We start from the raw sequence: 25,538 nt of genomic DNA, 5'->3' as shown, positions 1-25,538 counted from the left end.
GAAACTATTTTGGTAAACTTATGAATAAGAAGTGAGGTGCGAAAAATGACTGTATTAGAAGTAAAAGATGTAACAGGAGGCTATACTAGAAAACCAGTATTGCATGATTTAAACTTTTCGATTGAAAAGGGAGAACTAGTAGGGTTAATCGGGTTGAATGGTGCTGGTAAAAGTACAACCATCAAACATATTATTGGGACAATGAATGCACTGAAGGGCGAAATCCTAATTAATGGTAAAACGTTAAAAGAGGATCCAGCACAATATCGTACATCCTTTTCCTATATACCTGAAACGCCTGTGCTCTATGATGAGTTAACTTTAAAAGAACATCTGCAGCTAACAGCTATGGCCTACAATCTAGATGAATCTGTATTTGAAGCGAGAAAAGAAGCGCTATTAAAAGAATTTCGTATGGAAAAAAGGTTAAATTGGTTTCCGGCTCATTTTTCTAAAGGAATGAGACAAAAAGTAATGATTATGTGTGCATTTTTAGTGAATCCAGCACTATTCATTATCGATGAACCATTTGTAGGACTGGATCCTTTAGGTATCCAATCATTACTTGATCAGATGAAATCAAGAAAAGATGAGGGAGCATCCGTATTAATGTCCACTCATATATTGACGACAGCAGAGAAATACTGTGATCGTATCCTTCTATTGCATAATGGGAAAATTCGTGCACAAGGGACAATGGATGATTTGCGAGCAGCCTTCCAAATGCCAAATGCAACTTTAGATGATCTTTATATCGAAATGACAAAGGAACAGCAAAATGAACAATTTGAGTGATGTATGGAGTAAACGGTTTGTATTTTATATAAACGAATTGCAAAAATACTTAAAGTATATATTTTCTGGGCATATTGCAATAGTCATAGTATTCGTAATAGGTGCAGCAGGATATACGTATAGTGAATGGTTAAATACAGCTCCAAAGGATTTTCCCGCCTATTTAGTTGTTGCCTTCATTGTGAGTATATTAATAGCGTTAAGTACGCCGGTTACGCTAATGAAAAAAGCAGATAGTGTTTACTTTCTTCCATTAGAAACAAAACTAGGTGAATATTTAAAACACGCCCTTACATGGACATTCTTTTCTTCCATTATTGTCCCGTTAGCAGCGCTAGTTGTATCGATACCACTGTTAACAAGAATAACAGGTTCTACCAAGGGGGAAATTTTGACTTTTCTCGGTGCAATCCTTATATGGAAGTATTGGAGTATACAAACGGAGTTCCAATATCGTTGGGCATCCAATGGTAAAGATGTTTGGGTAGATTACTTTATGCGAATGATATTATTGTTTGCAGGTTTATATTTCTTACTAAGTGGTAACTATCTATTTTTACTTGCAGTCATTATTATTCAAGTACTGTATTTAATAGCATGGAAGAAGAAAAAAGCAGAAGTCCCTTTTCCTTTTGATCATTTTATTGAAGTAGAACAGGCTCGTATGATGCGTTTTTATCGTTTTGCAAATTATTTTACGGATGTTCCACATATACAGGGTATGACGAAGCGAAGAAGATGGCTTGATATGGTTTACAAACTTGCACCGTACGAGCAAAAGCACACACAATTCTATTTAGTTTTACGTACGTTTATCCGTACGAATGATTACTTTTATTTGTGGGTTCGCCTAACTACCCTCGCAATCGGTGGAGCTATTTTCATCCCGTTTCCAATTGTTGCGATCATCTTTACTAGTGCACTTTCATTTGCTACAGTCATTCAGCTGCGTCAGTCCCTAACTTCGGGAGATGAATTCCGAATGGACTTATTGTTTCCTATTAATGAAGGAACGAGAAAAAAGGCAGTGGATAAATTGATAAGGATTATCCAACTAAAACAAGCAATTTTAGTTTTGATCGTCATTATAGTACAAGCAGATTTCAACATGGAGTTAATGCTTATTCCAGTTGTGATGTTAGTTATTTCAGAACTGACACTTCGTGTAAGTAAAATATAAAAAAAGAGGAAGCTTAAAAAGCTAACGGGTTCCGTTACCTATCGCAAAAATAGAATTTACACACAATAATGCAAATAAAAATGTATAGCTAATTGCACCGCATTGCGGTGCTTTTTGTATAAAAGCCTAGTTCATTGAACTGGGCTATAACTTGTATTTATTTTCAACGCTAATAAAACTAACGCACCCGATAGTTTAAGTACCTTCTCTTCCTTATCACGATGGCTTTCCAGTTGAAGAGATTTGTGAAGAAGATGAAGGGGTAGAAGAAGAAAACAATAACCCCTTAAAATTTTTCTTATGCAAAATAAATAGATAATTCTTATTTAGCTAACGGGTGCGCGCGACAAATTCTGTTATAAGCACCTTCTGGCATGAAAATACAGGAGATTTATATAAAAAAATTTCAACTTTACATCGGAGGATAGGAATGACGGAGCCATGTTTCCTGAAACTATCCCATCAATACTCCTGCATGCGTCGCGATTGACTGGTCATGGGATGTGAAACACAGGTAGATTCGGTTGAACTAGGCTGAAGCCATTCTTATGGAGAAGGTATGCCGAAGGATAGACCGCATGACTGAAAAACTAAATATGGGTGAGAATAGTTCCTAGTTTATAATGATAAAGATTATTAATATTTTTGGGGGTGAAATGAAATTGGAAATAGAAACAGCGAGATTAATAATAAGACCTCCAAGTATAGAGGATTTTGACGAGTATTGGGAGATGAATAACGACCCAGAGGCAAAGAAATATACAGGTGGCGTTATTAAATTAAGTTACGATGAAACATTAGCTATTCGTAAAAAGGTGTGCGATAGGTTTGAATTGAGTGATAGTAAGTTCTTTTCCGTCATTGAGAAATCAACAGGGATGTATATTGGATATTGTGGATTTAAGTATTGTGAGTTACTGAACGGTACTGAAATATGTTACGGATATAATCGAAGTGCGTGGGGAAAGGGTTTTGGGCAAGAAGCAGCAATGGCTACTTTACCATATGCCTTTGAGACACTGAAACTTAAAATACTTGTTTCTGCGGTAAATCCCAAGAATATTGCATCCGAAAGAATTTTACAAAAAATCGATATGCAATACGATGGGCAAATTGAATGGAAAGAACAAGGTTTGGTAAACAAATATAGTTTGACATCAGATAAATACTTCAGCATGGCTGCCGACGCGAATTAGCAGCAAGAGTCCAATAAAAGAAGATTGCTGCAGGATAGTTTTTCTTGTTCAACTTGTGTTCACCTATCGGGTTATTTGATTGAGTAAAGAAAGGAGGGCTATTTCTTGTCAAAGGGATTGCTTCACCACATTGAGATATATGTTTCTGATATAAAAAGGTCAATTGATTTTTGGGGGTGGTTTCTTGAAGAATTGGGATACAGTTCCTTTCAAGAATGGGAAAGTGGACAAAGTTGGAAGATAGAGGATACCTATATCGTTTTTGTTCAAGCAGAAGAAAGATTTATGGATGTCCAATATCATAGATGTCGAGTAGGTTTAAATCATTTAGCATTTCATGCTGATTCACGCCAACAAGTTGATGAAATGACTAAGAAATTAATAAATAAAGGAGTTACCATACTTTATACAAAGCAGAATCCATTCGTTGGAGGAGCTGACCATTACGCTGTTTACTTTGAGGATCCAGACAGAATAAAAGTGGAACTTGTAGCACCTTAACTGTTGAACAATCGGGCACGATTGTTCAATTAGCGTCGCTGTTCTTATTAAACTAACGGGTGCGCGAGACAAGTTCTGTTATAAGCACCTTCTGGCGTGAAAATACAGGAGATTTATTAAAATAAATTTTAACTTTACAACGGAGGATAGGAATGATGGAGCCAAGTTTCCTGAAACTATCCCATCAATACTCCTGCATGCGTCCTGATTGACTGGTCATGGGGTGTGAAGCACAGGTAGATTCGGTTGAACTAGGCTGAAGCCATCCTTGTGGAAAAGGTATGCCGAAGGATAGACCGCATGGCTGAAAAACTAGATATGGTGAGAATAGTTCTTACATAAAGGAACTGACGAACTTCCTAAGGTACGGGTCTAAAGTTAGAACACGAGGAAACTTGTGTACCATCCTACGATGGGGTGAATGGTGTAAAGTTAAAATGCACCCTCTGAAATACACTATACCGAACAATGGCGGTATCCAGTTCACAGGCTTAAAGGAAGCACCTACGTTTAGCATGTATAGCTACGTTGTAAGGTACTTGGAAAGTAAGGAACGTTGATTCAAGGGCTGTCACCCGAAACGGTTGCTATAAAGCTTTATGGCAAAATGCATTTGTAGGGGTACGACCAGTGAAACCTCTATAATCAAGGTGGAGGAACAGCCCCAAGTCTAGCGATAGGTAATAATTATTTTTCAGCTGTGCATTGCACCGGTCGGGTAAGAACGTGGGAACATCATTTCATAGCAAAATGATGCCATAGTGCAAGCTCTTCGAGGAAGAGTAACTTGAAACTTATAATGACTAAAACCATCGCTAGATGGAACGCGGAATGAAGGGAAACTGTCACGTTCCGTGCGGAGTAGGGGAAAAGCTAGAGATAACTTCAAACGCTTACCTATTACTAACGGTTAGTTGAAGAAGACAAAAAAAATCCAACAATTATGTTGGATTTTCTATACTTGTTATAAATTTTCAAATTGGAGGTATTCTAAAATATTTCCGAAGGGGTCTCTAAAACTAATATATTTTCCTGGAGGACAATTAGTTGGTTCGTCTATAATAAAATTCACTTCTTTCTCTTTTAAGAATTTAACTTTTTCATAAATATCTTCGGTTTGCAATCCTAATACAACTCCTGAAATATCTTGATTATAGGTTGCATTATCCTTCTCTTCTAAAACAAGTGGTAACTCTCCGTGTACAAGTGACACAATCTTAGGGCCATACTGTTCGTTTATTTCAAAACCTAAAATATTAGTATAAAAGTCGATTGCTTTGTTTAAATTTGGCACGTAAATACTTATAACACAAACTTCACTTTTCATATTAGTCCCCCTATTTTTGGTATTATTATATATATTCTACACTCTATAACAATCTTCCTTCTAAAAATAAAATTTTCACTTAATTTTCTTATTCAACTAACGGATGCGCGCGACAAGTTCTGTTATAAGCGCCTTCTGGCGTGAAAATACAGGAGATTTATTAAAAAAAATTTTAACTTTACAACGGAGGATAGGAATGATGGGGCCATGTTTCCTGAAACTATCCCATCAATACTCCTGCATGCGTCCTGATTGACTGGTCATGGGGTGTGAAGCACAGACCGCATGGCTGAAAAACTAAATATGGTGAGAATAGTTCCTACATAAAGGAACGGACGAACTTCCGAAGGTAGGGGTCTAAAGTTAGAACAGGAGGAAACTTGTGTACCATCCTACGATGGGGTGAATGGTGTAAAGTAAAAATGCACCCTCTGAAATACACTATACCGAACAATGGCGGTATCCAGTTCACATGCTTAAAGGAAGCACCTACGTTTAGCATGTATAGCTACGTTGTAAGGTACTTGGAAAGTAAGGAACGTTGATTCAAGGGCTGTCACCCGAAACGGTTGCTATAAGCCTTATGGCAAAATGCATTTGTAGGGGTACGACCAGTGAAACCTCTATAATCAAGGTGGAGGAACAGCCCCAAGTCTAGCGATAGGTAATAATTATTTTTCAGCTGTGCATTGCACCGGTCGGGTAAGAACGTGGGAACATCATTTCATAGCAAAATGATGCCATAGTGCAAGCTCTTCGAGGAAGAGTAACTTGAAACTTATAATGACTAAAACCATCGCTAGAAGGAACGCGGAATGACGGGAAACTGTCACGTTCCGTGTGGAGCAGGGGAAAAGCTGGAGATAACTTCAAATGCTTACCTATTACTAACGGTTAGTTCAATAAGGAATCGTTTATAGTGATAATTTTTTCTGGAAAGCAAATACCTTCCCACTTGTCAATTATGGTAAACTTGTGATATAATACCTTAATTTGTGTATTTGGCGATGACTCGCCCGACATCTCAAATTTTATCAAAAATCGAGAAAGTTTAATCCCGTATATTGGACAGTTTTGGCTTCTGCTGCAATTATTTTTCTCATATTAAGCTTATCTTTTCTAAAAGGTCCAATTGTGGGTCCAGAAACAGAGCATGCTGCAAAGGATCCTGGTAATGAAAAAGTTACCTTACCTGAGGGTGAAGAATTAGCGGTAGACATGTCTGACATTGAACAAATGAATATTGGTGCCGAAATGCCCCAACTTTTATATGCCGATAACAACATAGTGGTTATGCAGGGGACATTTGGAGTATTCGTATATAATATCCAAGATTTAATAGTTACTAATCGAATTTCATATGAGCATATTAAGTCATATGGCATCACAATGATGATGGCATCTGTATCGCAAGATGGTACAACAATCTTTATTGGAAATGATGATATGTCTATGTCGTCTAATGAATTTATATATACTCATCAATACGATATTAGTACTAGAGTAATCAAAAAAACTACTCAACAACCATCAAATTTGTATAGTCCTAAAACCATTGAAGTACCTGGTTATCATGAGCAATACGACGATTTACAATATGATACGAGTCACAATATTGTAGAATTGGATAATTCATTTATATATTTACGCTCCTCATACTGGGAAATGAAATACCTACAAATTGTTAATTGCCCGTATGAAGATGGTGAAAGTAAAGTTTTTGATGTGTTCAAATGAGAATTATAGCCTGTTGTCATAAATTGAGTGGGAACTTCAACAATCGGGTGCGATTGTTGAATAAGCGTCTCTGTTCTTATTAAACTAACGTCGTGCTTTACTTCAAGAAGGAGTAAAGCCTTTTTCTTATTGACCTAACGCAGCATTTGGTGAAAGGAACTTCGAATATATATGGAGAAGTAACAACCAGAGGCGGTGGTATTATTTGTTGAAAATTTTGATGGCTATTTTTGGGGGAATTGTATTCAGTTTATCTGTGTACTCACTCATAACTGGTGATAACCAGGTAATGCCCTATATAATGTTTTTCTTTGGTGCAATGGCATTGGTTGCAGGGATATCTGAACTAAAAGAAAAACGAAAGACAACTGCAGTAATATCTTTTCTTGTATCTGCTATCATCCTTTTTGTTTTCATCGATACTTTTAATGTTTTTCACTAACGGGTTCTTTACTTCAAAAAGAAGTAAAGCCTTTTTTATTGAACTAAAGAAGCAGTTTTGTGGAGATGACATATATTTTTTTAGAAAAAATAAAAAAACTAAAGCCAAAAGAATAAATTATCCGTCTAATAGGTGAAAGGGAATAAGGAGGTGGTTATTGATTGCTAAATTTAGTAAAGAAAGCTCAAAAAGGTGACGATAAAGCGTTTTTGGCATTATTTCAGAAATATGAACAAGATATTTATAGAATGGCTTTTGTGTATGTGAAAAATCAAAGCGATGCACTTGATGTGGTTCAAGAAACAGCATATCGTTCATTCAAAACAATAAAAAATCTAAAAGAACCTAAATATTTTAAAACTTGGTTAATTAGAATAGCGGTTAACTGTTCACTAGACTTAGTTCGAAAACAGACAAAAGTGGTTCAATTAAAGCCGGAACTCGAGGGAAATTTATCGGATGATGTAAACGAAGAAGATATAATTTTAGAAATTACGGTTCGTGATTTAATCGAACAATTAAATGAAGGAGAAAAGAGTGTTGTTATTTTAAGATTTTACGAAGACCTAACTTTCAAAGAGATATCAGAAACATTGGATATTCCATTAGGTACTACAAAAACAATTTTATATAGAGCTTTAGACAAACTCCGTAAAAATTTGAAAGGAGATGATTTATATGAGTAATAGGATTAAACAAGAAATGAATAAAATTGAAATACCAAAAGAACTGAGTGAAAGAAGTGAAATGGGTGTTTCTCAAGTAAAGCAAGAAATGAAAAACGATAGAAAAAGATTTAATGTAAAAGGAATCGGTATTGCAGCTACTTTACTTGTGTCTGTTGGAGCATTCACCTTATTTAATAACGTTACCCCAGATGGTATAACAGGCAATCAAGATGTACTCGTTGTTAATAAAGATGGAAGTGTGGAAATCCCAGCTATTCAATTACCCGAAGACACTTCAAGTGCAGATATGATTGGCTTAATTATATATAACGGGAAAATTTATACCCAAACAAGGACGGAGATAGATGCAGAAGATGCAAAAGCTATTATAGGCGATAAACTCGGAACTACTAAAGGAACAATTGATGAATGGAGTAAGCAAGAAGCCTATGATGAAGAGTTTGCTTCTACAATTGGAAAAATAGATGTTTATTCTGTAAAAGGCTACGATAAAGACTTTAGGATAATGACTTACGAAGAACAGGATAGTAAGCAATACGCAGAGTTTTATGAAAATCTTAACGGATTAACAATAAGTAGTGGTGAGGATGTGTTTAGTAAATTAAATATGGTTGGTAATGTATCCTCTGCACAGTGGAGAATCTTCAGTGATTGGGATAACGAAATTGAAAATTATAAGCCTCTTTCAGATATGGTAGTATTGAATACCTTTCTAGAAGAACTGAAAAAGGTAAAGCCTCTTCTTCGTGAACAAAACTCAGACCCAATAAGTAATTCTCGAAACAACGAGGACTTCAGGGAACTAACTATTAACTTAAATGACGGTTCAAGGGTTAGACTCACTCTTCTCAAAGATGGGTATATCTATTATGGATTTATGGGTGTGTATTTTGAAATGAATGAGGGCGTGTTTTCAAAAATGTGGAGCCAACTTAAGTGAAAATAATAATAAACAAATGGCTGTTTTAGTTCAATAAGCGTTCAAAATAAATACAAGGTATAGCTCAGTTCAATGAACTGGGCTTTTTATTTTTTATATATAAAAATCACCGCAATTGCGGTGCAATTAGTTATTCATTTTCATTAGTATTTTTGTGTGTAAATTCTAAGTTTGGTATAGGTAACGGATCCCGTTACTCGTAGAATAGCTTTTTTTATGAGTAAATAACTCGCAAAAATATTTCGTCAACAAATTTTTTTAAAAAAACGCCATAAAGGCGTTTTTTTGTTTTAATTTGTTACACTGATATTATTTGGTTCATCTGCATCTGGAAGACGTAATATATCTCTTTCGATAATACATCGCCTGGAGATAAAATGCTTTCGTGATATTCAGGCTACTACTATTTCATGCATGTAGGAGTATCAGATAACTCGTTTCAGCCCAACATGACGGCTTTCATTCCGAGTTTCAATTAATCAGTTATTATTGCGTTTTAGCAATTCTCCTATTTCGTACTTTGGCACTTATAAGGAAACTTTTCGCACAGTAAACACTTTCACAATCACTGTATTTATTTTAATACAAGTATTCGGAATACTTTATAAAATCAAGAGAAAGGTTTCATATTTCATAATTCTTCGTCTAACAATTTGCATACAAATAAGCACATTAAAATAACCATACACCAGCTGTTGTTAGCTAATAGTTTAGGGCAAAATTTACCCTGCAAATTCAAACTTTAAACGTACGAAAGTCGCTTTATATCAATAAAAAAACGACTACAAATTGCTATGCAATTTAATAGTCATTTTAACTTACATTTTAATGTTTGCGATAGGTAACGGAACCCGTTATTAAAAATCTTCCTCTTCTTTTATGGATTGATAGGTAGAAATATATGGTGCACTTGTAAATAGGTTTTGTTTATCAGCAACCAAACTGAAATCTAAGTTGACCGATTTTTCCCACACCTCGTAGCTACTTGGACCAGACCATTCCGACAAAATAATATAGGTATCGGATTTAATCGGTTTAAGTACTCGTAATGCGATAAATCCTGGTTCACTTTGCGCAGTAGGAGTTAGGTTTGTGTATTTGTGCTCGAAAATGGATTTTCCTTCATCTGACATGGGGATATGCTGTAAAACGAAGTAACCATTATTTGAAAATTGTCCTGCTGATTCTAAAATTTCATATTTCCTAGGTACTTGAAAAACTGTTTTATTGGTAGACTCGTGTATTAGGACTGAATTTCCGGTTCCATGTAATAGAAATAATCCATCGTTAGGGTATTTCTTTTTTATAGATTCCATAAATTCCGGTGTTCCGGATGTCATATATAAATTCATGAAAAACACCTCCCTTTTTCTCTTATATTATATCTTTCCCACAATACAGTCTTTAAAAACATAATACACAAGTATCTTATAAGTAATACGGACAAATTTATGACAAATACACTGTTTGGCTATACTTTAGAAAAAAGAACGTCTATAGTTGTAACGTAAAGAAAAAACAGAACGTTTATATAATGAGAGGCAGGTACCTTTAATGACTAAATTTAACGATACACTTCTTCGTGCGGCCCGTGGAGAGCAAGTTGACCACACACCAGTTTGGTTTATGAGGCAAGCTGGAAGATCACAACCAGAATATAGAAAAATAAAAGAAAAATACTCTTTAGAACAAATTACACAAGAACCCGAATTATGTGCATACGTTACACGTTTACCAGTAGAAAATTATAACGTCGATGCAGCCATCCTATATAAGGATATCGTTACACCGCTTGTTGGTATTGGGGTTGATGTGAAGATTAAATCAGGAGTGGGTCCTGTTATTTCCAATCCAATTCGAACAGTACAAGATGTGGCTAACTTAGGCGAATTATCGCCAGAAGACGATGTGCCATTTGTTTTGGACACGATAAAACTATTAACGACAGAGCAGCTCAATGTACCCTTAATCGGCTTTGCGGGGGCACCATTTACTTTGGCTAGTTATATGATAGAAGGGGGCCCTTCTAAAAGCTACAACAAAACGAAAGCATTTATGGTATCCGAACCTCAAGCTTGGTTTGCACTAATGGACAAGCTTGCGGATATGATTATTGTATACATCAAAGCACAGGTAAAAGCTGGTGCAAAAGCTATTCAAATATTTGATTCGTGGGTTGGAGCATTAAATGTAGCGGATTACCGTATCTTCATCAAACCGGTAATGACACGTATTTTCACGGAGCTTCGTGAAACAGGCGTGCCGCTTATTACATTCGGTGTTGGTGCTAGCCACTTAGCAATGGAATGGCATGATCTTCCTGTAGATGTGGTTGGGATTGACTGGCGTTTATCTATAGAAGAAGCTCGTGCAAAAGGACTAACGAAGCCATTGATGGGGAATTTAGATCCATCTTATCTACTTGGCGGCTGGGAAGAGATTGAAAAACGTGCGAAAATTATTGTAGAGCAAGGTGTAGCACAACCTGGACATATTTTTAACCTAGGACATGGTGTGTTCCCAGAGGTAGACCCAGATACATTGAAGCGTTTAACTTCCTTTGTACATGATTATAGTAAAGAACTAATCGCAGCAAAATCAAATTAAACTTTTGAGGTGAGCATGATGAAAAAAACAATGGGTTTATTAGTAATGGCTTATGGAACTCCATATTCAGAAGCGGATATTGAACGATACTATACCCATATTAGACGTGGCCGTAAACCAAGTGATGAGCAACTAGCGGATCTTACTGGTCGTTATGAAGCAATTGGTGGGATTTCCCCACTTGCTAAAATCACGGAAAGCCAAGCAAAAGGATTGTGTAACCGTTTAAATGAATTACAAGATGAAATTGAATTCAAGCTATATATTGGTTTAAAGCATATCGAGCCTTTCTTAGAGGATGCTGTTTCAGAAATGCATAAAGATGGCATAACAGAAGCAGTATCGATGGTTTTAGCACCGCATTTCTCAACATTCTCTATTAAATCATATAATGGCCGTATTAAAGAGGAAGCAGAAAAACTTGGTAACCTGAAGATTACTTCTGTTGAAAGTTGGTATGATGAACCAAAATTCATCCAATATTGGAGTGATAAAGTAAGTGAAGCGTTCACAGCAATGACTGAAGAGCAACGTGAAAAAGCATGTTTAATCGTTTCTGCTCATTCCTTACCAGAGAAAATTAAAGAATTAGGCGATCCATATCCAGACCAATTGCAAGAAACAGCGGATTTAGTCGCACAAGCAGCAGGTGTGAAAAATTACGCAGTAGGCTGGCAAAGTGCTGGACAAACTCCTGAGCCTTGGATTGGTCCAGACGTACAAGATTTAACTCGTGAATTACATGAACAAAAAGGATATACTACATTTGTTTACACTCCAGTAGGATTCGTAGCAGAGCATTTAGAAGTTCTTTACGATAATGATTATGAATGTAAAGTAGTATGCGACGATATCGGAGCAACATATGTGCGTCCCGAAATGCCAAATGCACAACCTCAATTTATCGATGCAATGGCAGATGTCGTTTTGAAACACTTGAAATAAGAGTTAAGTTAAATGCCCTAAACATCTCACGGATGTTTAGGGCATTTTTTTAAAAGACCACTATTAATCGATACTGCTGATTTCCGTTAAAGTTGGACGCTTTCCGCGGACGAGGCCGAGCCAGGAAGAAGCAAATAGATTTCCTTTTATACTAGTGGAAGTAAAGAGAAATAGTAAGTAGTAATTAAATAAAGGAGGGGGCTTCTTTATGTTTGTGGTTTTCCTTCTGGATCTATATTGACTTTTTGTGAAACACGGACCTCATTGGGTGAAACTCCAAAAATGAAATCTATTTCAAACTTTTTTCACAGGTTCTCGTTATAATGAAAGAAATGGGGTGGATAGGTGAAGAAATTATATATTCTCTTGGTACTTTGTTTTATAGGGGGTTGTTCAGAGTCAAGCTTTCCAGCCATCCCCTCGGATACTGATTTTGTTGCTAGTTTGAATACATTAGGCAGAAGCGTCGATTTTGTTTCAAATGAGGCTGAAATAATAGAGTCGTGGGAGCTTGAAGAGACCTATACTGGGTTTACTTTAGTGACAGATGATTTACTTCTAGTTTACGGGTATACCGTTGAAAAAGCAGTGCTCATTAAACTGTCTACAGGCAAACAGGTAGCTTCGATTGACGTAGGTGAAGGTACAACCAACTCGTACGTATATGAAGAAAAAATCTATATGGCAAATGCATTAGATAATACAGTTTCCAGCTATAATACAAACGGGAAGAAACTGCAGACTCATTCTACTGGAAATTATCCAATGGCGATGACTTCTGATGGCAATCATTTGTTTGTCGTCAATTTTAAGGATGAATTCCTATCTGTATTATCTCTGGACTTGGAACAGAGGGATGAGTGGGCGATTCCTACATCTTCTCATGGATTAATCATACAGGACAATGAACTGTGGCTTGGCGGTCACGGTGCAGGAAGTAGTCCCAATCGCTCTATTAAAAGAATTAATATAAAAAATGGTGAGCTTATAGGTGAGATTGAAGTTCCGATAATGCCTATTAATATGGCTAGAGCAGCAAATGGGCATATTTTCACCGTGAGTCATGGAAGTAGTACAGTATATGAAATATCAGAATCAGGTGAAGTTTTAAACTCTATAAAAGCAGGAGCAAATCCGTTTTGGATAAGTTCCTTTGGTGATAGTATGGTACTCGCTGGTTATGATGATCATCAATTATATTTTATACAATCGGATGAAATTACTAAAAAACTGCAGGTCGGGAAAGGTCCATTCCAGTTAATCGTAAGGGAGGTTGAATGATGACTACTGTATTAGTCGTGGATGATGAAATAGAAATGCGTAAGTTAGTTGAACTTCATTTACATCAGGCGGGTCATCATGTACTCCATGCGGATAATGGAGAAGATGCAATTGAACTAGTACAATCCTCCGAAGTGGATTTAATCCTACTAGATGTGATGATGCCTGGCATGAGTGGATTTGAGGTTTGTAGGGAAATACGTACGTTTTCTCCGATACCGATTATCTTTCTAACAGCCTTGGATGCAAAAACAGATTTAGTTAAAGGATTAAAACTTGGGGGGGACGACTATGTCATTAAACCGTTCACAACTATCGAATTAATAGCACGTATAGATGCTATATTTCGTAGAGTTGGCATTAATTCTTCGAATGAAAATCATAGAGTAGGAATTATTGAACATGATTTAGTAGGTAGACAAACTTTGGTTAACAATGAAAAAATTCAACTGACTTTAAAGGAATATGAGCTACTTCATATATTTATAAATAATGAAGGAAAAGCATTTTCCAGAGAACAGTTACTAGAAAGAATTTGGGGTATAGATTATGAAGGTGGGACCCGTACCGTTGATACGCATATTAAAACACTGCGCTTAAAGCTAGGAGAACAAGCTGGGAAATATATTGAGACCGTTTGGGGAATAGGATATCGCTTTGAGGTAATGGAATGAAAAAGCTTTCGGTAAAAATTTGGATGTTGCTTCTCTTATTCATTGCTATTACGATTGTCTTCCTGGTCATATTCACTAATTTTTTATATGAAGAGCTATATGTCGAGGATACGGCAACTTCGATGACGGAGGTTGCCGAAAACTTACAAAGTACATATAAGGGTGGAGCCGTTACAAATGAGTTCATCAAACAAACAGAAGATTTCAATCGTTTTTCTGACGTAGAGGTTTTTACAGTTCGAAATCCGAAAGAACTAAGTGCCTGCCTACCATTCGAGATAGACTATGAGTCACTGATCGGACCTGAGGAGCGTGCTCAGCTTATTGAAGGTGATGCAGTTATTAAAAGAGGTTATGAAAAGAGATTTAACCGAGAAGTTGTATCCGTTATTTATCCTTTAGTTGATGAAAATAGACTGGAAGGCATTATTTACGTATATGTACCACTAACGAAGATAACGGAAATGGCTTCAAAGGATGTCATTTTTTTATTGATAACGGTATCACTTTTACTTCTCTTAATGGGATGGATCAGTTTAAAGACAGTGCAAAAGGTTCTCGTTCCGTTAGATAAGCTTAAAGGAGCAGCCAATGAAATGGCAACTGGGAATTATGAAACGCGAGTAGATATAAGATCCTCCGATGAAATCGGAGAACTCGCAAAAACCTTTAACCAAATGGCAACGTCTATACAAGAAGAGGACGAGAAAAAAAGAGATTTCTTATCTATTGTTTCTCACGAGCTACGTACGCCGATTAGTTATATAAAAGGATACGGAGAAGCATTTGAACAAGAACTCGTACCGGAGGAAAAGAAAAAAGAGATCTACACACTTATTGTGCAAGAGGCCAATCGAATGCAAAAACTGACAAATGATTTGCTTACATTAGCACGCTCTGAACAGCACTCAGAAGTTGATATATCACCATTAGTATTATCGGAGGTTATCCGTGAGGTACTGCAACTCGTAAAAAAATTGGCAGACAAGAAGCAAGTCTTGTTTACTGTTACAATAGATGAAGGAACAATTATAAAAGCAAATGAGCAGATGACCAAACAAATATTGATCAATATTTTAGAAAACGCTATTCACTATTCGTCTGTTTCTTCCATTATCACTATAGGAAATGAGCTAGCCAAAAAAGAAACAACTATTTCTATTAAAGATGAAGGCTGTGGAATTGCACCCGAGCATTTAGCACATATTACCGAAAGATTTTATCGTGTGAATAAGGCCCGAAGTCGTATAGACGGAGGAACTGGGCTTGGATTATCCATCGCTTCTCAACTTATTGAAATGCAAAATGGAAAGCTAAAATTTACAAGTGAAGTAGAAAGAGGAACAACTGCTTATATAACATTACCAATTTGGGAGGAATGATTTTTATGAAAAAGGCATTAGCAGTTCTTGTAATCGCAATGATGACACTAGCAGGTTGTGGAGAGAAAGAAGCAACTGGGACATCAACAAGCAACAACGAAGGAACACTTGAAGAGGTAGTAGTAGACATCCAAACGGCTGAAACACAATCTGTAGATGACGTTGTATTATCTGCAAAAGTAACACAATCAGACGAAGCAGTGGATGATGCTACCGTGGAATTTGAGGTGTGGGAATCCGGTCTGCGTGACGAAGGTCATATGGTAGAAGGGAATTTAACGGAAGATGGCGTGTATGAAGCAAATTATTCATTCGATCATGATGGTGTTTATTATATGTTTGCCCATACGAATGCAAGAGGACTCCATGTTATGCCGAAGCAGAAACTGATTGTTGGAGAACCAGATATGAGTACAGTATTGCCGGATGAAAGTGATGATTCAATGAGTCATATGGATCACAAATAAATACTTGCCAAATAAATAAGATGGGTGTATTATAATGACTAGATGACCGTAATGGTTTTCTAGTCATTTCTTTCGATTGGAGTGAATTGAATGGATCGTAGGCAGGAAATATTAGAAGCTGCAACCAAATCTTTTTCCTTGTTTGGCTTTAAAGCTACAACTATGGAGCAAATAGCTAAAATTGCCAATGTAGGAAAAGGAACAATCTATACTTTCTTTGATAATAAAGAAGTACTTTTTCAAGAAATTGTACTACGTGTAATTACGGAGATGAAACAGGAAGCGACTAAAGTGATTAAAAAGGAAGCTTCTTTCCAAGAAAATGCATATGCCGCTTTGATGAAAATGCTAGAATTCCGGGACACTCATCAACTGTTTGCTAAAATCATTGCAGAGGAACAGGAATGGAGAACTCCAGCAGTCATACAGGTGAAGGCGCAAATTGAGCAAGCAATTGTTTCCTTCATTAAACAGAAGATTGATAAATATATAAATGCAGGAGAAGTACGTCAAGTAAATAGTGAACTTGTAGCATACTTACTACTAAAAGGATATTTGGCGTTTGTTAACGACTGGAATTTAACACATGAAAAACCGTTAACAGAAAAGGAAATAACAGACTTTTTTCAAGATACTATTTTTCATAGTCTCATTCTTTGAGACTTATTTTTTGGATTAAATTGACTGTTTGGACAGATTGGTCATACAGTACTAGGAGGAAATTTTAATGATTAAATCAGAATGGAAAAATATTTTCACAAATAGAAAGCTACTCCTTCCCATAATAGCAGTATTGTTTATACCTGTTATGTACGCAGGCATGTTTTTATGGGCGTTTTGGGATCCCTACGCAAATTTAAGTGATCTACCTGTAGCAGTAGTTAATGCAGATGAGGGTGCAACGTATAACGATACTACTTTAACGTTGGGAGATGACCTATCCGACAAATTGAAGGAAAGTGGACAATTTAAGTTTATTTCTGTGACAGAGGAAGAAGCGGATAAAGGTTTAGAAAATGAGGATTATTATTTACTAATCGAGATTCCCGAAAACTTTTCCCAACATGCAACAACATTATTAGATGATGAACCTCAAAAAATGGTCATTACTTACAAAGCAAATGAGGGATATAACTTTCTATCCTCTCAAATTGGTGAAACAGCAATGGACCGAATTCGTGCGGAGGTAAATAAACAAGTATCTGAAACCTATGCAGAACAGTTATTTGATTCGATTACGAAATTGGGTGACGGATTTGCTGAGGCATCGGATGGAGCAGGAGAATTGAAAGATGGTGCGGTAGAAATTAATTCAGGCGCATCTGATTTAAAAGGCTATTTAGAACAATTGGCAAGTAGTTCTGTCGTACTTCGTGATGGTACTAGTGTAGTTGTGGATGGTATTCAGAAAGCAGCAACTGGTTCCACTGACTTAAATAGTGGGTTATCTACCCTTACAGATGGGTCAAAACAATTAGCAGACGGCGTCAACAAAACTGCTACAGGTGCAAACCAATTAAAAGATGGCATCCAAACGTATACAAGTGGAGTAGCTAAACTAAACGAAAGCTACCAATTATTAAGTGAAAAAGAAAAAGAATTACTAAAGTCTTTAGCAACATTACAATCTAGCAGTGCAACTATTAATAGTAGTACAAATCAGTTATCTGAAGGTTCTACGCAGGTTACTGCAGGTATTCAAGCACTATCGCAACAGTTAAGTCAGTTATCAGAATCATTACCAGCTGAACAAGCAGCAGCTTTAACCGAAACAGTAAAACAATTAGAAACCGGCAGCTCTACAGTATCGGCTGGTTTAGAAAAACTGGCGAATGGTACAGCTGCTCTATCAACGGGCACTGCGCAAGTGAGCAGCGGAGCAAATCAGCTTAGTGCAGGTTATACACAAGCACAACAAGGGGTTTCTAAATTGAATGGCTCCTCAAGTGCATTAATAGAAGGTTCAGTAAGCTTAGCAACTGGAACTAATACACTAGCCTCAAAAATGGGCAAACTAACAACAGGTATGGAGCAAGCATATGATGGTTCTGCTAGTTTAGTAGCCGGACTAAATGAGTTAGCTTCTGGTTCAAGTCAGTTAAAAACAGGAACAGGAACACTAGCTGAGAAATCTGGAGAATTAGCAGTTGGCTCAACGAAATTAACAGAGGGAACAGAAAAATTAGCAGCAGGAACAGAAACACTCCAATCCAGCTTAATGGATGCAAGTGAACAATCTAAAGAGGTATCAGCTAGTGACTCAACCTACGAGATGGTAGCTTCCCCAGTAGATGTGGAAGTCGAAGGAGTAAATGAGGTTCCGAACTATGGTACAGGATTTACACCATACTTCTTATCTCTTGGATTATTTGTAGGGGCATTACTAATATCGATCGTATTTCCGTTCGTGCAGTCTGCGATTAAGCCTACAAGCGGAGTATCATGGTTTGTAAGTAAAATCTCCGTTTTAGGAGTAGTAGGGATTATTCAATCTTTAGTAGTTGTTGCAATCGCTTTGTTTGCTTTAAAATTAGAAACACAAAATGTAGGTTTGTTCATATTATCGACAATCATTACTAGCTTTACCTACTTAGCTATTGTCCAATTACTTGTAACAGTATTAGGTGACCCGGGTCGCTTTGTTGCCATTGTTATCTTAATACTTCAATTGACAACTAGTGCAGGTACGTTCCCATTGGAGCTAATACCGCATCCGTTACAAATCTTTAATAAATTCTTACCGATGACTTATTCAGTACAAAGCTTTAAAGCTTCTATTTCAACAGGAAGCATAAGTAATTTCTGGTCAACTAATGGTGTATTATTAGGATTTATGGTAGTAAGTCTTGGCTTAACTTTTGGTTATTTCATGCTAGTATTCAAAAAACGTTTTTCAAAAGAAACAGTCGAAGCTTAAGCCTTTAAAACCATCTCGTAAAAGAGATGGTTTTTGTATTGAATAAAGCAAAATTTGATGTTTTAAGAAAGTTAGATACGATGGAAGGTAGAATTGTTGATAATGCGAAATTCTTTCAGCTAGATGACTTAAAGAAAGTGTCAGACGAAGTGTTATACAATCAATTATTGGATGAATTTCCAATGTGGCTGAAAGAAGCGAAGGAAAAAGGGATACTATGCTAGGATATAAGGATTTAAACGATACGTTAAAAAAGTCCTTGTGCACTTGAACTGCACCGCAATTGTTAGACACAATCTAACAATTGCGGTGCATTGTTTTTATGAACAAAATTACTTTTTAAAGAGAAATTGGCAGACTGGAGTATAACAGGATTCTTTTAAAAAGTTAGCTAATTCACTGCACTCTTTGAAGGCTAAGCCAATGTTTTTTAATTTAATTTGGGTTATAAAGCTTATGTATTGCAAATTTCTCCGATTTATATTATATTAGTTGATGTATCAATGATTGACGAGTCAATCAATATAATATAAGAAAAAGGAGTCTACAACATGCTTAAATATCAAAAAACTAATGATTTCAATGAAATTGTATACGGTCGTCGTTCTATTAAGGTATATGACCCTACTGTTAAAATCAGCCGTGAAGAAATGAGCGAAATTATAGATCAAGCTTCAAAAGCACCATCTTCTCTTAATTTCCAACCTTGGAGATTTGTTGTCATTGACAGTGAAGAAGGAAAAGAAAAACTTGCAACGCTTGCTCAATTCAATACGGACAAAGTATTGAGCTCATCAGCTGTTATTGCTGTTTTCGGCGATCTAAACAATTATGAATATGCTGAAGAAATATATAGCCAAGCAGTTAAACACGGATATATGCCTCAAGAAGTTAAAGAGGCTCAGTTAAATTATTTTAAACCGCTATATGAAAATATGTCCGATGAGAAAATGAAAGATATTGTTATGTTAGATGCAGGTCTTGTTTCCATGCAACTTATGTTAGTGGCCCGTGCTTACGGATATGATACAAATCCTATCGGTGGTTATGAGAAAGACAAGATTGCCGAAGCATTTGGTCTAGAAAAAGATCGTTATGTTCCAGTTATGCTAATCACTATTGGTAAAGCGACTAATGAAGGTTATCAGTCGTATCGCTTACCAGCCGATAAAACGACAACATGGAAATAAGATAGAAGGTATTGTATTAATATATAGATTTATCAAAATTAGGCTTGGTTCAGTTCTTACTTGGGTTGAAGTTTAAATAAATTTGTATTATATTTATTGACAGGTCAATGATTGAGCGTTCAATAAAGTAGTAGACACTCGTATATATTGGCCTCATAAATTATTTTAGGAGGTCAATTGATGAATTGTCCAATTTCGAATCATGAACAAATCTTATATCTGCTTAAAGGGCTTAATAACCAAATCAGTCCTAAATTTGAGCGGTGTACGGGCATTAGCTCATCACGCTATGAATTGCTACACCAACTTTATGAAACAGATGAAATCAATCAGTCCACCCTGCAACGAGCTGTTAATATAGACAGTGCTGCAATTACTCGTCACCTAAAACAGCTTGAGACAAAAGGTATGGTGACAAGACGAAGAAACCCTAACGATAATCGGGTGATATTTGTTCGTCTTACAGAAGAAGGCCGCAAGCAAATTGTCGGTTATAAAAAAGAAAAGATTAATTTTGTGGACCAAATGCTTCATGATTTTAAAACAGAAGAATTAGAAACCCTATCTGACATGCTTACTCGTATGCAAAATAATATAAGTGAATACTAAAATTTTCAACAAATCAATTGAATAGGATCTTATTAAGAGTAAGTATTTATTCAATAAATCTAATTTAAAGGATGATAACTATGATTATAATTCATGCACAACTACAGGTAAAAAAAGATCAGGAACAAGCATTCTTGAAAGAAGCTAAAATATTGCTTTCAGAAACAAGAGCCGAAAAAGGGAACATTAGCTACGATTTGATGAAATCTACTGAACAAGATTGCCATTATACAATGGTAGAACTTTGGGAAGATGTAGAAGCTACTAAAGCACATAATACGAGTGAACACTTCACAGCTTTCGTTCAAAAAGCTCAAACTTTCATGGCTGCACCAATGGCTCTTAAAATATTTGATGGTGAACCTGTAAAAGCATAAATTTTATATTTAATAGCAAACACCCCAAGGATTTCATTCTTGGGGTGTTTGCTTGTGTTCATTTTTTATGCAATTAAAACTACCCACTAGAAAGGGAAGGATCTAGTGGGTAGTTATTCCCGTTATTAAAGTGTAGTGCATTTATCACAGTGGTTCCCGTAGCATTCATGTTGTTCTTCAATTGTGTTACCACATGTAGCGCATTTCTTAGCGGGCAGCTTACGGAAAAATTCAATTACGTTTTCTAACATATATTGTTCCACCTCCATCTGTTATATAACTCTTTTTGTTATTATTATTGTATTATAACACAGTTCAATTTGTCAACATCTTATCTGAAAATTTGTTAAAATAATCTTAAAGGAGAGATGAACATGTATTTTATTGATAATAAAGGAATTACAGATCCACGTATTAACTTAGCAATAGAGGAGTATGCGTTAAACACAATGGACGTTGAAAAGGATTCTTTTCTTCTGTTTTACATAAATAAGCCTTCCATTATTATTGGGAGGAACCAAAATACAGTGGAAGAAATAAATACTGACTTTGTAGAAGCAAATGGGATTATCCCAGTTCGCAGACTTTCTGGTGGTGGTGCTGTGTACCACGATTTAGGAAACTTGAACTATAGCTTTTTAACAAAGGACGATGGAGAAAGCTTCCGTAACTTTAAAAAGTTCACTCAGCCTGTTATAGATGCGCTTGCAAAAATGGGTGTAAGTGCGGAATTATCCGGCAGAAATGATATTTTGGCTGGAGGGAAAAAAATATCTGGCAATGCTCAATATTCTACTCGTGGGCGTATGTTTAGCCATGGAACATTGATGTTTGATGCTGAAATAGATGCTGTTGTATCAGCCTTAAAGGTAAGTAAAGAAAAAATTGAATCTAAAGGCATTAAATCGATACGTAGTCGCGTGACTAACATTAGCGAACTGTTAGAAAATCCAATGACAGTGGAACAATTCCGTTTAGAACTTCTTGCTTCTATTTTTGAAGGAGAAGAGAATGTTCAATACTGGGAGCTGACAGATCAGGATTGGGATAATATCCACAAGCTTTCGGAAAAACGTTATCAACAATGGGATTGGAACTTCGGTAAATCCCCTAAATTCAATATGAAGCATTCGCATCGCTTCCCAGTTGGTGGAGTGGATGTTCGTTTAGACGTGAACAAAGGCATGATGGAAGAAGTGAAAATCTTCGGAGACTTCTTTGGCGTAGGTGATATGGCGGAAGTAGAACAGCTACTAACCGGCAAACCTTATAGCAAAGAAGGTATTGAAGCAGCACTAGAAAACGTAGACGTACCAAAATACTTCGGTGGTATTACAAAAGAAGAGCTTGTTCAATTAATTTATTGATAAATGGGAGGGAGTCTGACGTATGTTGGGCTTGAGCATTAAACTTAGTTGAAAGCCCTATATATCAACGTTTTTTGAAAATGAGAGTTCTAACAAGAGACTAGCCAAGGGGAAATCTCCCTTGTACAATTCGGTTTGAAAATTGCCTTCTAATATTATATTTTGGGAGGTATTTTAATGACACAGGTTAATTTAAGGAATTTAGTACAAATAGAAGAAACGGCTAGATTTATGAAGCAAGGAATGACTATTGAGAAAGCACTTACGATACTCAATAGACAGATGAAGGTAAGTGGGTTAAGGGAAAGAACTATAAAGGATTACAACCTGTATACCAAGGATTTTTGTTTAGTTACAGGAGCTACCCATCTTTCTGACGTTTCTTTGGAAAAGATATATGACTGGCTAGATACAATGAACATATCTAATACAAGTAAACTCATCAAGTTGAAAAGCTTGAAGTCAATACTAGGGAAATGTTTTGATAACGGGTGGATTGAAACGAAGTTTTGGACGGTCATTAAAATTAAAATTGATAAAAATGTAAAAAAGGGTGCTAAGAGGGATGAAATTAATATTCTATTATCCCTGTTAGATTTAGACACATTCGTTGGTCTACGTGATGCTGTAGCGGTTTTAACAATGTATACAACTGGTGTACGTATTAATACGTTGGAGCAGATAGAAGAGAAACATATAGACATAGGTAATCGTATGTTTACATTAGATGGCTCAATTCTTAAGAATCATAAGCTACTCCATTTGCCTATTAATGAAAATCTGATTCAATTACTACAAGTGTTAATGCAACAAAATGATAATATAAGAAAGAAGCATAAACAATATAATAACTTTTTATTCATAACGCAACAAGGAACAAAGTTAAAATCCAAATCAAACAACAATACTGTCAGCAAACAATTGCATAAGTATTCTCGTGAATTCGGGTTGGAAAATATCAATGCTCATGCAATTAGACGTGGATATGCAAAGAATCTATTGGAACGTGGTGCAAACGTCGCCTTAATCTCTAAGGCACTAGGTCATTCAAATTTGGCTATAACTACACAGTATTTGGACTTAGATGTGGAAGAGGTAGCATCTAGCTTGAGGGACTACCTTTGATTGAATCAAATAACATCTTATTGGATGATGAACCTGAACGGTGGAACTAATAGAGAATAATGAGCACGACGTATACTTGTAAATTTTAAGAATCCAGTCTTTCATTAGATTGGGTTCTTTTTATTTCTATATGCTTAAAAAGGCTTGTTGAAGCAGTATACGGCAATGTAAGGCAAGTCTGTCTGGTATTGAATAACATTGTGATAAGTACAGGGGCATGGTTTACAGGAATAGCGCTTACCCACATCTGTATATCGCTTAGAACAGTTACAGTCACTAAAGAGGCTGAATATATATTTACGATACGACTGGGATTTTTAGCAGACGCAAAAAAGTGATAACAAATCATTCGCAAAACACTCTTGGAATTACAACGACGAGCTGAAGATGATGAAGTTGAATGAATAACAGTTTATTTTTAAAGTGTTCTTTTCAATGAAAAGCCAAAACAATAGAATTTCATTACGTAAAAGCTCTTTTAAATTTGAGTGGCTATTTTCAGTTGAGTTTACTGAAACATTTAAATTAAAACTAAAGGAGCAGTATAATGAGAGATTTATTTTTGGATAAAGGGAATTTTACAGAAGAAGAAGCAATTGAAATTACTATTCAACATGGTTATGATGGAGCAGAATTTAAAACAGCGGTTTGGAAAACAAGAGGGTGTTTGTCACCTAATAGAACATTAGAGGCACTTACTCGAAAACTAAAAACCATTTACGATATTGTTGAAGTTGAAGGGAAAGGAAAAAAGCGTAAATACATCCTTAATGATAAAAAGGAAATAGTTACCGAAAGAGAATACAATTATAAAGGTACTGTTCCAACTGTAGATGACTATTCAATGAAAGAATATATTTTTAACTATCTAATAAAGAATGGAGTAATGGGTCCTAAAACATATAATAGGTGGGGAGATGAGTTTGGATTACTACAACAAAAGATGGTTTCAGTTGATTTGTTAACTGATGCTATGAAGGAGCTACATAGCGGGGTGTTTTTTAATCCCAACGAAATCATTAGTGAGTTTATAAATGCTATTAAGAATCATAATATTGCTATAGTGCGTAATTCTTTTAATCGCCTTGAAAAGGAAGGAAGAATTAGTCAGTCATCTGTCTATGTTTTTAAAACAATCATGGGTCATCATAAAGAGGTTAGTAAAGATGAATATGAATACGCTATTGAATATAAAAAGGAGTTAGTTGAATCATTAGGAGTTGACTATAAACATTTTATATTATCTTATCGTAGCGGTCATAAAAATAATGAAATGAAAGAGATTATCAAAAAAGTAGATAGTCAAATGTCGAAAAAATTTAATATCCACTACATGTATGAAATGATAAATATTTCCATTATAGATAAGCAGGTGAAAGAAGACATCAAAAGAGTTGATTTTGACGAAGCATATTTTAATAAATTTATTAAATTGGCTATGAACAGACAGAAGAGGAATGATTATAAAATCACTAAATCTTTTTGGAGAAGTACATATTTGATGAACACATTGAAGATATTGTCACTAATTATTAAGGATAAATCGGAGTTAGAGCAAATAAATAAATTAATGTTTGAAGAAATAAAAAGAGTATCAAAAGATGGATTTAAGGATTATACAGTAGAATATTAGTATTAGGCTGTGTAATGCATAATGAAAGTACAGAACTTTGCAATGAATTTGTACAGAGTTCTGCATGAGAAAATCATGTAAATAAAAAAGGACTTGCCAGCCACCCAAGTCAACCTCTACTGTTAAAGTGCGAACTCAAAACAGATGGAGGTTAGGA

At 35.8% G+C, this 25,538-nt stretch carries 25 protein-coding genes and 1 pseudogene; 23 read left to right on the top strand and 3 right to left on the bottom strand.

The genetic code is table 11. The features are described 5' to 3' along the window. The first annotated feature begins 45 nt into the window (after nt 1–45). The 4 genes from LDK52_RS16840 (at nt 46) to LDK52_RS16825 (ending at nt 3,672) form a co-directional block, all read left to right on the top strand. On the top strand, nt 46–795 hold the full coding sequence (locus LDK52_RS16840) for an ABC transporter ATP-binding protein (protein WP_277587099.1): 750 nt from the start codon (nt 46–48) through the stop codon (nt 793–795). Continuing rightward, nucleotides 779–1,975, top strand: a complete 1,197-nt coding sequence (locus LDK52_RS16835; RefSeq protein WP_277587098.1) for an ABC transporter permease — start codon at nt 779–781, stop codon at nt 1,973–1,975. Before LDK52_RS16840 ends, LDK52_RS16835 begins: the two co-directional genes overlap by 17 nt. A 656-nt stretch (nt 1,976–2,631) precedes the next feature. Continuing rightward, nucleotides 2,632–3,171, top strand: a complete 540-nt coding sequence (locus LDK52_RS16830; RefSeq protein WP_277587097.1) for a GNAT family N-acetyltransferase — start codon at nt 2,632–2,634, stop codon at nt 3,169–3,171. Nucleotides 3,172–3,276: 105 nt separating this feature from the next. Beyond that, nucleotides 3,277–3,672, top strand: coding sequence for a VOC family protein (locus tag LDK52_RS16825; RefSeq protein ID WP_277587096.1), 396 nt, complete (start codon nt 3,277–3,279; stop codon nt 3,670–3,672). 964 nt (nt 3,673–4,636) lie between these two features. Here LDK52_RS16825 and LDK52_RS16820 read toward each other — a convergent pair. Beyond that, nucleotides 4,637–4,999, bottom strand: a complete 363-nt coding sequence (locus LDK52_RS16820; protein ID WP_277587095.1) for a VOC family protein — start codon at nt 4,997–4,999, stop codon at nt 4,637–4,639. A gap of 1,134 nt (nt 5,000–6,133) precedes the next feature. On the opposite strand from LDK52_RS16820, the gene LDK52_RS16815 reads away from it, so the two are divergent. From LDK52_RS16815 to LDK52_RS16800, 4 genes are all read left to right on the top strand, one after another. Then, the gene (locus LDK52_RS16815; RefSeq protein WP_277587094.1) at nt 6,134–6,736 is read left to right on the top strand and encodes a hypothetical protein; all 603 of its coding nucleotides are present in this window, start codon (nt 6,134–6,136) and stop codon (nt 6,734–6,736) included. 205 nt (nt 6,737–6,941) lie between these two features. Beyond that, on the top strand, nt 6,942–7,178 hold the full coding sequence (locus LDK52_RS16810) for a DUF3953 domain-containing protein (protein ID WP_277587093.1): 237 nt from the start codon (nt 6,942–6,944) through the stop codon (nt 7,176–7,178). A gap of 161 nt (nt 7,179–7,339) precedes the next feature. Next, entirely contained in the window at nt 7,340–7,864 is a 525-nt protein-coding gene (locus tag LDK52_RS16805) for an RNA polymerase sigma factor (RefSeq protein WP_277587092.1), read from the top strand. Then, complete coding sequence (locus LDK52_RS16800) at nt 7,857–8,807, top strand: hypothetical protein (protein ID WP_277587091.1); 951 nt, start codon at nt 7,857–7,859, stop codon at nt 8,805–8,807. Before LDK52_RS16805 ends, LDK52_RS16800 begins: the two co-directional genes overlap by 8 nt. Before the next feature lie 857 nt (nt 8,808–9,664). Here LDK52_RS16800 and LDK52_RS16795 read toward each other — a convergent pair. Continuing rightward, the gene (locus LDK52_RS16795) at nt 9,665–10,159 is read right to left on the bottom strand and encodes an antibiotic biosynthesis monooxygenase family protein (protein WP_277587090.1); all 495 of its coding nucleotides are present in this window, start codon (nt 10,157–10,159) and stop codon (nt 9,665–9,667) included. A gap of 202 nt (nt 10,160–10,361) precedes the next feature. On the opposite strand from LDK52_RS16795, the gene hemE reads away from it, so the two are divergent. The 12 genes and pseudogenes from hemE (at nt 10,362) to LDK52_RS16735 (ending at nt 21,256) form a co-directional block, all read left to right on the top strand. Further along, a complete protein-coding gene (gene hemE, locus LDK52_RS16790) occupies nt 10,362–11,414 on the top strand; it encodes a uroporphyrinogen decarboxylase (RefSeq protein WP_277587089.1) in 1,053 nt (350 codons plus the stop codon). Nucleotides 11,415–11,429: 15 nt separating this feature from the next. After that, nucleotides 11,430–12,359 carry a ferrochelatase gene (hemH, locus tag LDK52_RS16785; RefSeq protein ID WP_277587088.1) on the top strand — a complete coding sequence of 310 codons (930 nt, stop codon included), beginning with the start codon at nt 11,430–11,432 and terminating at the stop codon, nt 12,357–12,359. Nucleotides 12,360–12,704: 345 nt separating this feature from the next. After that, on the top strand, nt 12,705–13,640 hold the full coding sequence (locus tag LDK52_RS16780) for a YncE family protein (RefSeq protein WP_277587087.1): 936 nt from the start codon (nt 12,705–12,707) through the stop codon (nt 13,638–13,640). Further along, nucleotides 13,640–14,314: a response regulator transcription factor gene (locus LDK52_RS16775; protein WP_277587086.1), complete on the top strand. Its 675-nt coding sequence runs from the start codon at nt 13,640–13,642 to the stop codon at nt 14,312–14,314. The genes LDK52_RS16780 and LDK52_RS16775 overlap by 1 nt, the downstream gene beginning before the upstream one ends. Beyond that, entirely contained in the window at nt 14,311–15,696 is a 1,386-nt protein-coding gene (locus LDK52_RS16770) for a sensor histidine kinase (protein ID WP_277587085.1), read from the top strand. The genes LDK52_RS16775 and LDK52_RS16770 overlap by 4 nt, the downstream gene beginning before the upstream one ends. A 5-nt stretch (nt 15,697–15,701) precedes the next feature. Next, the gene (locus tag LDK52_RS16765) at nt 15,702–16,163 is read left to right on the top strand and encodes a FixH family protein (RefSeq protein ID WP_277587084.1); all 462 of its coding nucleotides are present in this window, start codon (nt 15,702–15,704) and stop codon (nt 16,161–16,163) included. A gap of 90 nt (nt 16,164–16,253) precedes the next feature. Beyond that, nucleotides 16,254–16,823, top strand: coding sequence for a TetR/AcrR family transcriptional regulator (locus LDK52_RS16760; RefSeq protein ID WP_277587083.1), 570 nt, complete (start codon nt 16,254–16,256; stop codon nt 16,821–16,823). A 67-nt stretch (nt 16,824–16,890) separates the two neighbouring features. Then, nucleotides 16,891–19,080, top strand: a complete 2,190-nt coding sequence (locus tag LDK52_RS16755; protein WP_277587082.1) for a YhgE/Pip family protein — start codon at nt 16,891–16,893, stop codon at nt 19,078–19,080. A gap of 38 nt (nt 19,081–19,118) precedes the next feature. Next, nucleotides 19,119–19,304, top strand: a pseudogene (locus LDK52_RS16750) (VWA domain-containing protein); the annotation flags it as partial. Nucleotides 19,305–19,631: 327 nt separating this feature from the next. After that, on the top strand, nt 19,632–20,270 hold the full coding sequence (locus tag LDK52_RS16745) for a nitroreductase family protein (protein ID WP_277587081.1): 639 nt from the start codon (nt 19,632–19,634) through the stop codon (nt 20,268–20,270). A gap of 180 nt (nt 20,271–20,450) precedes the next feature. Then, nucleotides 20,451–20,879 carry a MarR family winged helix-turn-helix transcriptional regulator gene (locus LDK52_RS16740; RefSeq protein ID WP_277587080.1) on the top strand — a complete coding sequence of 143 codons (429 nt, stop codon included), beginning with the start codon at nt 20,451–20,453 and terminating at the stop codon, nt 20,877–20,879. Nucleotides 20,880–20,959: 80 nt separating this feature from the next. Next, on the top strand, nt 20,960–21,256 hold the full coding sequence (locus LDK52_RS16735; RefSeq protein ID WP_277587079.1) for a putative quinol monooxygenase: 297 nt from the start codon (nt 20,960–20,962) through the stop codon (nt 21,254–21,256). 125 nt (nt 21,257–21,381) lie between these two features. On the opposite strand, the gene yhfH is transcribed toward LDK52_RS16735, so the two are convergent. Then, the gene (gene yhfH / locus LDK52_RS16730; protein WP_277587166.1) at nt 21,382–21,507 is read right to left on the bottom strand and encodes a protein YhfH; all 126 of its coding nucleotides are present in this window, start codon (nt 21,505–21,507) and stop codon (nt 21,382–21,384) included. A 123-nt stretch (nt 21,508–21,630) separates the two neighbouring features. Between yhfH and LDK52_RS16725 the strand changes: the two genes are divergently transcribed. The 3 genes from LDK52_RS16725 (at nt 21,631) to LDK52_RS16715 (ending at nt 25,381) form a co-directional block, all read left to right on the top strand. Continuing rightward, complete coding sequence (locus LDK52_RS16725) at nt 21,631–22,623, top strand: lipoate--protein ligase (RefSeq protein ID WP_277587078.1); 993 nt, start codon at nt 21,631–21,633, stop codon at nt 22,621–22,623. A gap of 177 nt (nt 22,624–22,800) precedes the next feature. Beyond that, on the top strand, nt 22,801–23,748 hold the full coding sequence (locus tag LDK52_RS16720) for a tyrosine-type recombinase/integrase (protein ID WP_277587077.1): 948 nt from the start codon (nt 22,801–22,803) through the stop codon (nt 23,746–23,748). Between the two features lie 547 nt (nt 23,749–24,295). Next, nucleotides 24,296–25,381: a hypothetical protein gene (locus LDK52_RS16715; protein WP_277587076.1), complete on the top strand. Its 1,086-nt coding sequence runs from the start codon at nt 24,296–24,298 to the stop codon at nt 25,379–25,381. The last annotated feature ends 157 nt before the right edge of the window (nt 25,382–25,538 follow it).

The organism is Psychrobacillus antarcticus (assembly GCF_029533155.1).
Lineage (GTDB): Bacteria > Bacillota > Bacilli > Bacillales_A > Planococcaceae > Psychrobacillus > Psychrobacillus antarcticus.
The sequence above is the reverse complement of the archived record's forward strand: the minus strand, read 5'-3'. Positions and strand labels throughout refer to the sequence as shown.

Bases quoted from the DNA above. Each gene is read 5' to 3' on its own strand.
- LDK52_RS16760 (WP_277587083.1), top strand. From the start codon at position 16,254: ATGGATCGTAGGCAGGAAATATTAGAAGCTGCAACCAAATCTTTTTCC.
- LDK52_RS16820 (WP_277587095.1), bottom strand. From the start codon at position 4,999: ATGAAAAGTGAAGTTTGTGTTATAAGTATTTACGTGCCAAATTTAAAC.
- LDK52_RS16800 (WP_277587091.1), top strand. From the start codon at position 7,857: ATGAGTAATAGGATTAAACAAGAAATGAATAAAATTGAAATACCAAAA.
- hemE (WP_277587089.1), top strand. From the start codon at position 10,362: ATGACTAAATTTAACGATACACTTCTTCGTGCGGCCCGTGGAGAGCAA.
- LDK52_RS16725 (WP_277587078.1), top strand. From the start codon at position 21,631: ATGTATTTTATTGATAATAAAGGAATTACAGATCCACGTATTAACTTA.
- LDK52_RS16840 (WP_277587099.1), top strand. From the start codon at position 46: ATGACTGTATTAGAAGTAAAAGATGTAACAGGAGGCTATACTAGAAAA.
- LDK52_RS16755 (WP_277587082.1), top strand. From the start codon at position 16,891: ATGATTAAATCAGAATGGAAAAATATTTTCACAAATAGAAAGCTACTC.
- LDK52_RS16765 (WP_277587084.1), top strand. From the start codon at position 15,702: ATGAAAAAGGCATTAGCAGTTCTTGTAATCGCAATGATGACACTAGCA.
- LDK52_RS16735 (WP_277587079.1), top strand. From the start codon at position 20,960: ATGATTATAATTCATGCACAACTACAGGTAAAAAAAGATCAGGAACAA.
- LDK52_RS16770 (WP_277587085.1), top strand. From the start codon at position 14,311: ATGAAAAAGCTTTCGGTAAAAATTTGGATGTTGCTTCTCTTATTCATT.
- LDK52_RS16720 (WP_277587077.1), top strand. From the start codon at position 22,801: ATGACACAGGTTAATTTAAGGAATTTAGTACAAATAGAAGAAACGGCT.
- LDK52_RS16835 (WP_277587098.1), top strand. From the start codon at position 779: ATGAACAATTTGAGTGATGTATGGAGTAAACGGTTTGTATTTTATATA.
- LDK52_RS16830 (WP_277587097.1), top strand. From the start codon at position 2,632: ATGAAATTGGAAATAGAAACAGCGAGATTAATAATAAGACCTCCAAGT.
- yhfH (WP_277587166.1), bottom strand. From the start codon at position 21,507: ATGTTAGAAAACGTAATTGAATTTTTCCGTAAGCTGCCCGCTAAGAAA.
- hemH (WP_277587088.1), top strand. From the start codon at position 11,430: ATGATGAAAAAAACAATGGGTTTATTAGTAATGGCTTATGGAACTCCA.
- LDK52_RS16715 (WP_277587076.1), top strand. From the start codon at position 24,296: ATGAGAGATTTATTTTTGGATAAAGGGAATTTTACAGAAGAAGAAGCA.
- LDK52_RS16795 (WP_277587090.1), bottom strand. From the start codon at position 10,159: ATGAATTTATATATGACATCCGGAACACCGGAATTTATGGAATCTATA.
- LDK52_RS16745 (WP_277587081.1), top strand. From the start codon at position 19,632: ATGCTTAAATATCAAAAAACTAATGATTTCAATGAAATTGTATACGGT.
- LDK52_RS16775 (WP_277587086.1), top strand. From the start codon at position 13,640: ATGACTACTGTATTAGTCGTGGATGATGAAATAGAAATGCGTAAGTTA.
- LDK52_RS16740 (WP_277587080.1), top strand. From the start codon at position 20,451: ATGAATTGTCCAATTTCGAATCATGAACAAATCTTATATCTGCTTAAA.